Below are 8,255 nucleotides of genomic sequence, written 5' to 3' on the forward strand. Positions count from 1 at the left end.
CACCTTTCCCGGTCCTTTGGCACAACTTTGTTTTGATGTTGGCAGGAGTTTATTTTGGTTGTAGATGAGCAAATTTTCTAACATAATTTCTCAATTAGAAAAAATTTGTTGCACCATTCCTGCTTTCGCGTGTTCTTCCATTGATGAAGAAAATCAGCAGTTTTTTCACCGCCCTCCAAGCGAACTGGTCAAAATTTTTCATCGTCGTCAGATTCGATTTCTCTTACTTTTTCATTCTTCACGAACCAGAAAATCTTGTAAAGAAATCAAGTCTTTGATAAACTGAAATTACATGCAATTTCCTTTATGGTTGTAATCATAAAGGAAATTTCGTTTTTTAGTCTGAAAGCCAAGCTCATTTTGTGATGAAAATCTAGGAGGCTGGTGATTGACTAGTAGATACGGCTTGACAATGCCATTTCTCAACTAGAAAAACTTTGTTGCATCGATTCTACTTTTCACACGTTCTCCCATTATTGAAGGGAATCAGCGATTTTTCACCGGCCTTCTCGACACAATAAATATGATTAATCCCTTCTCATATTGTAGAAGAAGTACAAATCGACGGTAACGAATTTCTTCAAAAATAAAGCACTACTTGCACATTCTCAACTAGACAGGGGGAACAACAGATGCCAGATATGACGATATCGCTTTGGACTGCTGCGGCTGGCTTTTTTCTCAGTTTCTTAGCCTACTTTTTAAAAAAATGGATCCCTTATTTATATGTCCATATCCTGACAGCTATATTCGGAAGCGGATGGATCGTCTATGTGTTCTTAAAACAAGACTTTGTAAAAACGATGACCATCTTTTTTATATTTGTATTTAGCTTTTTTAGCTCTCCGGTACCAGCACGAAGCAAAACTCAATGGAAAAAGATCAGCGATGAACTAAAAGAACAGGGCGCGAGAGAAATCACCTTGTCTAAAAAGAAAGAACGTCTTTTCGTGGATTTCTTATTTTCAGGTTTTTTTATCCTCATTGCTGTTCTTTATTTCCTTTTCGGGCCGGATTCTCCAATTGCATTGATTCTTTTATACAGCTTCATCTCTCTTGTCGTTGGGCTGACAAAAAGGGTGGGGGTGTTTCGCTCTCTCCGTCTTTTTTACCAAGAACAAGAAGAAGTGCTCTATGCTGTATCTTTGTTTGAAACGAAAAAGTATCCACTGAAAGAACTTTCAGAAGTTAGCGTTCAAACAAGGCCGGATGTGCTGCAACTATTCGAGCTTTTTTCTTTGTTCTCTCCTAACGTGGACTATACGACCAGCATGGGGAAAACGTGGAAGCTATCTTTTTCCGGTGAAAAAGTCTATCTCACTCCGGATCCATCGGAATCAATGGCATTTCTCCATCAAGGAGAAATAAAAAAAATGGAAGAAGTTGAAGTAAAGCCTTTCTATCATCAAAAAAATTGGAAGCGTCTTTTAGGAAAATGGTATTTTGCATCTGCGGTAAAAGGGGTGGGAATTTATGCCGTTCTCATCACACTGCTTGCTTTGCTGAGGATCGGTCCGATTATAACAACCGCTATTACAATCGTATTTTGGATATTCAACCTTTCGATTTCTGATCGTGTAATAAAAATCGCTTTAGATATGAAAAAAATCGATGATCCCGATTTGCTGCCTATCATCGAGAACGTTTTTTCACGCGCCGGCCTTTCCCATGTCGAAATTTATGTCACGGAATCAACCGAATATAACGGTTTTGCGATAGGCGCGAATATCGGCCGATCATTGGTAGCCCTGACTTCCGAAACACTGAAACTTCCTCATGAAGCCATTAAAGGCATTTTGGCTCACGAGGCCATTCATGTGAAAAAGCGAGATGTCTTGATTGGACAGCTATTGCGGTTTTTGTTGATCGGGTTGATTTTAGCTAGCGTTTTCTTTTTTAATAAATATGTTCAAAATGATGAAAACGGAAAAACCTTTGCATTTCTCGGTCTTTGGCTCTTGCTTTTTCTGTTTCCAGCTTTCCAGTCTCTATTCACACAGTGGATGGAAGTACGGGCAGATCATTTAGGAGCAACCCTGCTGGACGGTGGAAATGCTCAAATGGCTAACAGCTTAGCGATCCTGTGTGAATATCAAGATCGAGCATTGGAAAAGTCTGCGGGATACCGTGTTACGTTTGAAAAGGAGCAGGAAGTGAATCAAAAGAACAAAAAAATCTCTTCTTTAGAAAGGGATTCTTGGTTTTTTAGATTTTTGGAATTTCAGTTTATGTCTCATCCACCCATGTATTGGCGTGTTCATTCACTGCAAACAACAGAAACCGGCTGGAGCATCGGAAAAATCAAATTATGGTTATGCAGCCGCTTCCGGGAGTCGTTGCCCCATTGAAACTGTAGGGGAGCGACTGACTCATCTCAATGGTCAACTGAGATCTCCTCGTGAGATCTCGTCATTGTACACATGAGACACGAACCTCGTTGTGACTCGTGATGGGCATATGCCTATGAGCTCTGCTCGGTTCGTGTCACTTTTTTTGGTCGTCAATCGATTGGATAATTGGCTTATTTAGCGTTATAGAAACTTTCCTAAATCGCTCGAATTCGAGAACACCCTCTTTTCAATTCATCCAAATGCCACGTTAAATAATGAAGACGTTATCATCACCACAAATACAAAATTATATTAGTTTGTCATAAAGAGTTTCCGATCTTCGTGTTCCATCTTATCACCTGACAAGTTGGCACCGTGACAAGAAGGGAGAACAATGCCATGTAAAACAAAATTGCAACGTATATAGTAACGAGTAAACCTAGTCAGAGTATTTCAAAGCTATATTTTTTAACTGTGTATAATTTCTCAATGCTTCTAGTCCTTTTTCTCTTCCGAACCCACTTCGTTTATATCTGCCCAAAAGCATTTGAATACCTCGACCTGCCCTATAATTATGGTAAAAACCTGTCCAGATTGAACCCTTTCTGCAACACGATGAGCCCTCTTTACATCTGATGTCCCAATGCTTAGAACAAACCCCAATTTAGTTCCCGTTGAATGTCTTCCTATTCCTATTCAAACTGGCGATCGTGTGAACAGGGCGAAATAGCGACCCAGCGAGCGAAGACAAGCGGCGAACCGTCTCTTTCACTAGCATCACCACACCGACGAGCAGCGTTGCGATGCATACGACGTAGTACAACATTGTCATCCATAACGGTGCACTTGGACCCATGTTGCATCCCCTTCCAGTCATGATGGTTGGAATATTCGATGAAATGGAGACCGTTTCCTTCTTTGCGGAAAGGTTTTCCCCCGATGAAATAACTGCTGAAATTTTACTTCCCTCCACAAAATTTATAAATCCTCATTTTCTCGGCTCTTCACCAAAAGTTGTACTTGACCGTTTGAAAACATGCCATACTTCCTTCTCTAAAGAAAAAACAGTAAATCAACGATTTTCATACATGGTGACACGAAACGATTGTATATACAACACATCGTATGGAAATTGTTTATATAAAATGATAAAATAGTTAGCATCAACGACTTGAAATGAAATCAACTTGAGGATTGAAGCAATATTAACAATTAACTATATACTAAGTTGAAATTTTGTTTTACATCCCGCTGATTACTCTCATATCGGCTTGTACTTAGATGAAACCCGCAACGAAAAATCGGAAATTTTTTATTGCAACTTTGCAGGAAGAAGGACCGTGGGTTCACTTCATTTCCCTTCCTCCGTATTCTCCGCAGCGGAATCCGATCGAACGCTTGTGGAAATGGCTGAAAGACACCGTCATCGCCAATGTGTTTCACAAAGATCGAAACGATATCGCCCAAGCCATTGCCCGATTTGTGGACTATATAGATGCAACGAAAGCGTTTAACATATCCTTAACGGAAAAGCGGCTTGTCTATTTTTGACTGTCGAAGGCAAGCCTGTAGCTTGCCTTCGTCACGCCTTAGCGTGACGGAAGACCGAACAACGACCCGCTTCACAGACCCATACAGGGGTCTGGAAGCGGCGTTGTTCGGTCACCCGACAGTCGATCCAATGACCGGTAAAAGCTATAAATGTTAAAGCTTTAAATTGCATCTATATACATTCATGAACGCCCCGGGGAAGTGCTGCAACGCCTAGGGTGTGCAGCGTAATCGAGAAGTGAACTTTTCAAGGTGCATCTATATAGTCGCACCAAAAACAGCCTGGTACGAAATAGAGAAGGTGTTTAGCAATGATTCATTATCCAAGAAAAATAGATATAAAAAGTTTCGCTATTTTTTTTATTAGTTTTTTGTTCATAGTCTTAGTATGTTCATTTTGCTTTACACGTATTGCATACAGTTTAGTAGAATTGTTCTTAGAGAACCGAAAAACGCTCGTACTCAAAGATGAATTCACATTTGTGATTTTACTAATAACATTAAATGTTCTTTTGGAAATGGAAAAAAAGGGGGCTTTCCCTCATCGAAGGAATCTAGTTTTTTATAGTTTAGTAGGCGTTTGTTGTTCCTTTTTCTTTATTGGCTCTAATATTTTTAAATTTATTACTGTATACCGCACAGACATGATCATTGATGCTTTATTATTATTACAGATAATTTTAATGGTATTGGCTATTTGGAGGCTTCCGATCTGTAAACCGTTAGAGGCATCTTCCTTTATTGGCTTACTTGCTATCGCTATAGTCGATTTTTTTATCACAATAGCACTTGTCATGTATAAGGAAGAAGTTTCTCAAATAACCCAATACTTGGAAAACAAAACTTTTTATGTTGTTCAACCAATTCTAGTGATCGGTATTGTTCACTTTATTATACTTTTAATAAGTATAAAGTTGTTTGGCAAGTTAAATATTAGAAGTCTAGGACTATTCAACGCATTGAACTTTATAAATGGTATTGCAATATTTCTCTTTATTTGGGTTTTGATCCAGTTCACGCAATTTGCTGTTGTTTATTTTTTGACGAATAGAGTTGTTTGGGTATTTACCCATGATGATATCATGTCTGTAGAATGGCTTGGAAATCATTTTGCGTATATTTTGGGCGTGGGATTGCCTGAGGAACTTTTGATGCGGGGGGTTATGTTCACTCAACTTTATGCACTTTTTTCAAGTAAATTTCCATTCAAAAAAGAGCAGAGCATTTTCATTTCCTTAATAATATCACAGGTTTGTTTTGGGATGTATCACTTGCCTAAATGGTCAGAGTTTGGAATGGGATGGGATTATTTGCTTCGAACTTTTATGCTCGGTATATTTTTTGTGCTTGTTTACCTTCGAACAGGTAGTCTATATGTGTCTATTTTTATTCATGGCTTGATTGATTATCACGTTCCACTCTTTTATCCAAAAGAAATAATTCCGTATACTGAAGATATTGCGAATTTAGTGGTATTTTATGCTTTAATAGCATTAATATGTTAGCTATATATTACAAAAAAATGACTTGAAAAATAATGTATGATTTCGGCAGTCTTGAATCAATTTTCAGGCGGGAGCTAGTGCACGACGTCATCGATGTCCAGTCGCACGATTTTGTCCCGACGGACCAGCCTTGCCACCGGAGCGGTGAAACGGGAGACGAGTTGGGAGCAGCTGGCTTCCATTCGGTTTCGCCCCCCGTCGATCACGGACCTTGTCCGCAGGCAAAGCGTAGGGGACCACGGAGGATTTGAAAGCGCTCTTCGTCCAAGGCATCACGCCGCTCGTGTCGCTGCGCCGCAAGGGGAGAAAAAATCCCCAACCCAGAAGCACTGGGCGAAGGATCCCGCTTAGGAAGCACAACGCCGGGCGAACGTCCAAGAAGTTTAGATTCGCAACCAAGCGAAAGGGGTTTTGTTTGCCTAATGACCGTCGAACTCGGGATGGTCATATCCGATGAAAGCAAAAAGAGTTCCTTTCTGTCAGAACGATGTTCCCTTCCTCCGTAAGGAAACAGCTGCTTACATTCAACGCACGTTTGGCTTGCACCCGCAAAGTTTCTCTTCATAATTTAATCGTGTTTTCAAGTTGCAGGGGGATGGATGGGTGAAAACAGAAGGACATAACTTTTGGAACGGCATCCCCCTCTATTTTTTGGACCATGCTCGCTCAGCAGTTATCAATTCGCTTTTGTTATGTTTAACACCTTAGAATCAATACTTAATTCTAGTTCGTTGGTTTTTTGAAACTCGGTATTATATATATAAATTTTTTTGGATTGATCAATCACGACTAAATTTTGATTCCAAGCCGTTATATTAGTGGGGTTATCCGCCAATTTGACTTTTTCCGCTTCTTGACCTCCTTCAATTTTGAAAGCTTCGATAAAGGATTTCCGGCCAGAAGGCTGATACAAGATAATGATTTTATTATCCAAAATAGCCATATCTTTCGTCCCTTGTTTTAATTTCAATTGCTTGTAAATTTCCCCATTCTTTATATAATACAGTTTATTTTTATTAGACGAGGCTCCAGCTGCTTCTTCATTTGACAATCCAATCATCATATCTTTGTAAAAAAGTATTTGATTGGGCACATGAGGTTGATCCATTTTTAGAACTTTATCCAACTCCCAAGTATCTAAATCAAAACGATAAATATTTGACTTACTGTTCTCACAAAGCGCAGGAAAATAAACTTTATTTCCAACCTTAATCATTGATTGCACAATTCCGTTGACTGTAAATTCTTTGATGAATTTATTTGTCCTTAAATCATACAACCCTAGCTTCGTAATAGGGATTCCTTCCGAGTTGATCAAAGAAAGAGATGAATCCATAAATAAATATCCATTATATGAAACAACATTCATAGGACCAAAATCTTTGACCTTTTTGTATTTGACTTGACCGTTGGAGAATTCTGTTATCCCTGCAAAATGATGTTCCGGCGAATAAGTAGGAGCTAGCAATTTTTTCGTACGTTTATCGTAAACAGAGGTGTGCATAAACCTTTCATTGTCAATCTCATCCTTAGTCAAAATCCCATTATTCTCGTAAATTAAAATGATTTTATTGGGTGTATTGATTAATAGATCTGGGTTATCAGAATCAAAAGAAACCTTAACACTCGAGCTCTCTTTTGATTTGAACCACACATATCCTCCTAGCAAAATCGCTATCAACAAAAAAACGAAAAATAGTAATATGTAAGTTCTTTTCATAAAAAATACCTCCCTAATCAAATTTCAGGACACAGCCATCAGCTGTGTCCTATTTATCTTTATTTTACCCTTCGCTTCTCATAAATAAATACGTCTGTCCATCATCGGCTATATTATCCGGCGTGACCCAGTAACCACCATTACTATCAATATCAATGCTCGCCTTTATTTTATAACCAACATAAGGGAGTTTTGTACAATACCACTCATCATAATTTGTTTTAGAACTGCTCCAATCATATGGTTCCCCCATTTGTTGACGTAAATAAGATATGACCTTCTCTCTTTGGTCTAAAGATGCATCAGGAACCCAATAACCCACTACTTCTTTATAATTCGTTTCCCAAAAGCGTTTAGATTCTCTATACACACCTTTATTGGGCATTGCACTTATGAAGTTCCCGTAATAATCATCATAAGTGGCCCCATGTCGGTAGTAGCCATACGGGACGCTCGATGAAGATCCGGAACTCGGACCATTCCCTAAGATAATATCTCCATATCCCCAAACATTCCAATTGATATTATGGTTATAAGACGCTGTTGTAACACTAGCTTGTATTGACGGCATTTCATTGGGGGAAGAGAGAACCTTGCCTTCTTTCTTTAACGTTTCAGCATTCATTTCTTCGGTGGAGTGTAATTTGATTCTATTCGAAATTTTTAGTTCTTCGCTTTTAGGTTGCTTTTCAGCTTGTCTTTTCAGCTGATCTTTAATAGACATTTCTTTTTCAACAGCTGCCTTGTTATTCATTTCATCTGGTAAAGAACCCGAAATTGAGCCTGAAGAAGCGTAAGCACTTGTTGCAAAAGCCAGCAAAAACCCCAATGATAAGAATTTTGCTTTTTTTAACATTACGCCATCCCCCTTTGTATTGATAACCCTCTGTTGCTCGTTGAGCACTAGCGCTCAGCTATCCCAAGTGTTGCAAGGGAATACACCAACAAGATACCATCAAGCGCTGTATCATCCCCTGCAATGGAAGTGAGTAGCACCACAAAAGATCAACGAACTCCTTTCAGTTCTCTTAAAATTCTGTTCAGTTTAAGCTGCAATCGAAGAAAGTTATGAAAGATTTCTTCAAGAAACACAAATACCCCCTTTGTTTTTATATTTTTACAATTAAAATTTTATTTGAAATAAAAAAA

Annotated in this window: 6 protein-coding genes and 2 pseudogenes; 4 read left to right on the forward strand and 4 right to left on the reverse strand. The window is 38.8% G+C overall.

The window, feature by feature from the left end; all coding sequences use genetic code 11:
• Positions 1-632: 632 nt before the first annotated feature.
• Entirely contained in the window at positions 633-2,348 is a 1,716-nt protein-coding gene (locus tag B4113_RS12915; protein ID WP_061912549.1) for a M56 family metallopeptidase, read from the forward strand.
• A 421-nt stretch (positions 2,349-2,769) separates the two neighbouring features.
• Here the strand turns inward: B4113_RS12915 and B4113_RS20635 are convergent.
• Positions 2,770-3,008: pseudogene (locus B4113_RS20635) on the reverse strand (aldehyde dehydrogenase family protein); the annotation flags it as partial.
• Positions 2,995-3,186: a hypothetical protein gene (locus tag B4113_RS19615; RefSeq protein WP_033844692.1), complete on the reverse strand. Its 192-nt coding sequence runs from the start codon at positions 3,184-3,186 to the stop codon at positions 2,995-2,997. The gene B4113_RS19615 and the pseudogene B4113_RS20635, both read right to left, overlap by 14 nt.
• Positions 3,187-3,611: 425 nt before the next feature.
• Here B4113_RS19615 and B4113_RS12925 point away from each other — a divergent pair, with 425 nt between their 5' ends.
• From B4113_RS12925 to B4113_RS18980, 3 genes and pseudogenes are all read left to right on the forward strand, one after another.
• Positions 3,612-3,881: a transposase gene (locus B4113_RS12925; protein ID WP_033844693.1), complete on the forward strand. Its 270-nt coding sequence runs from the start codon at positions 3,612-3,614 to the stop codon at positions 3,879-3,881.
• Between the two features lie 311 nt (positions 3,882-4,192).
• Positions 4,193-5,386 (forward strand): CPBP family intramembrane glutamic endopeptidase, encoded by a 1,194-nt coding sequence (locus B4113_RS12930; protein WP_033844694.1) that lies wholly within the window; start codon positions 4,193-4,195, stop codon positions 5,384-5,386.
• 68 nt (positions 5,387-5,454) lie between these two features.
• Positions 5,455-5,734 (forward strand): annotated as a pseudogene (locus B4113_RS18980) (IS5/IS1182 family transposase); the annotation flags it as partial.
• Positions 5,735-6,062: 328 nt separating this feature from the next.
• Here the strand turns inward: B4113_RS18980 and B4113_RS12935 are convergent.
• On the reverse strand, positions 6,063-7,106 hold the full coding sequence (locus tag B4113_RS12935) for a hypothetical protein (RefSeq protein ID WP_033844695.1): 1,044 nt from the start codon (positions 7,104-7,106) through the stop codon (positions 6,063-6,065).
• Positions 7,107-7,170: 64 nt separating this feature from the next.
• Entirely contained in the window at positions 7,171-7,962 is a 792-nt protein-coding gene (locus tag B4113_RS12940; protein WP_033844696.1) for a hydrolase, read from the reverse strand.
• Positions 7,963-8,255 lie beyond the last annotated feature (293 nt).

The sequence above is a fragment of the Geobacillus sp. B4113_201601 genome, from assembly GCF_001587475.1.
Lineage (GTDB): Bacteria > Bacillota > Bacilli > Bacillales > Anoxybacillaceae > Geobacillus > Geobacillus icigianus.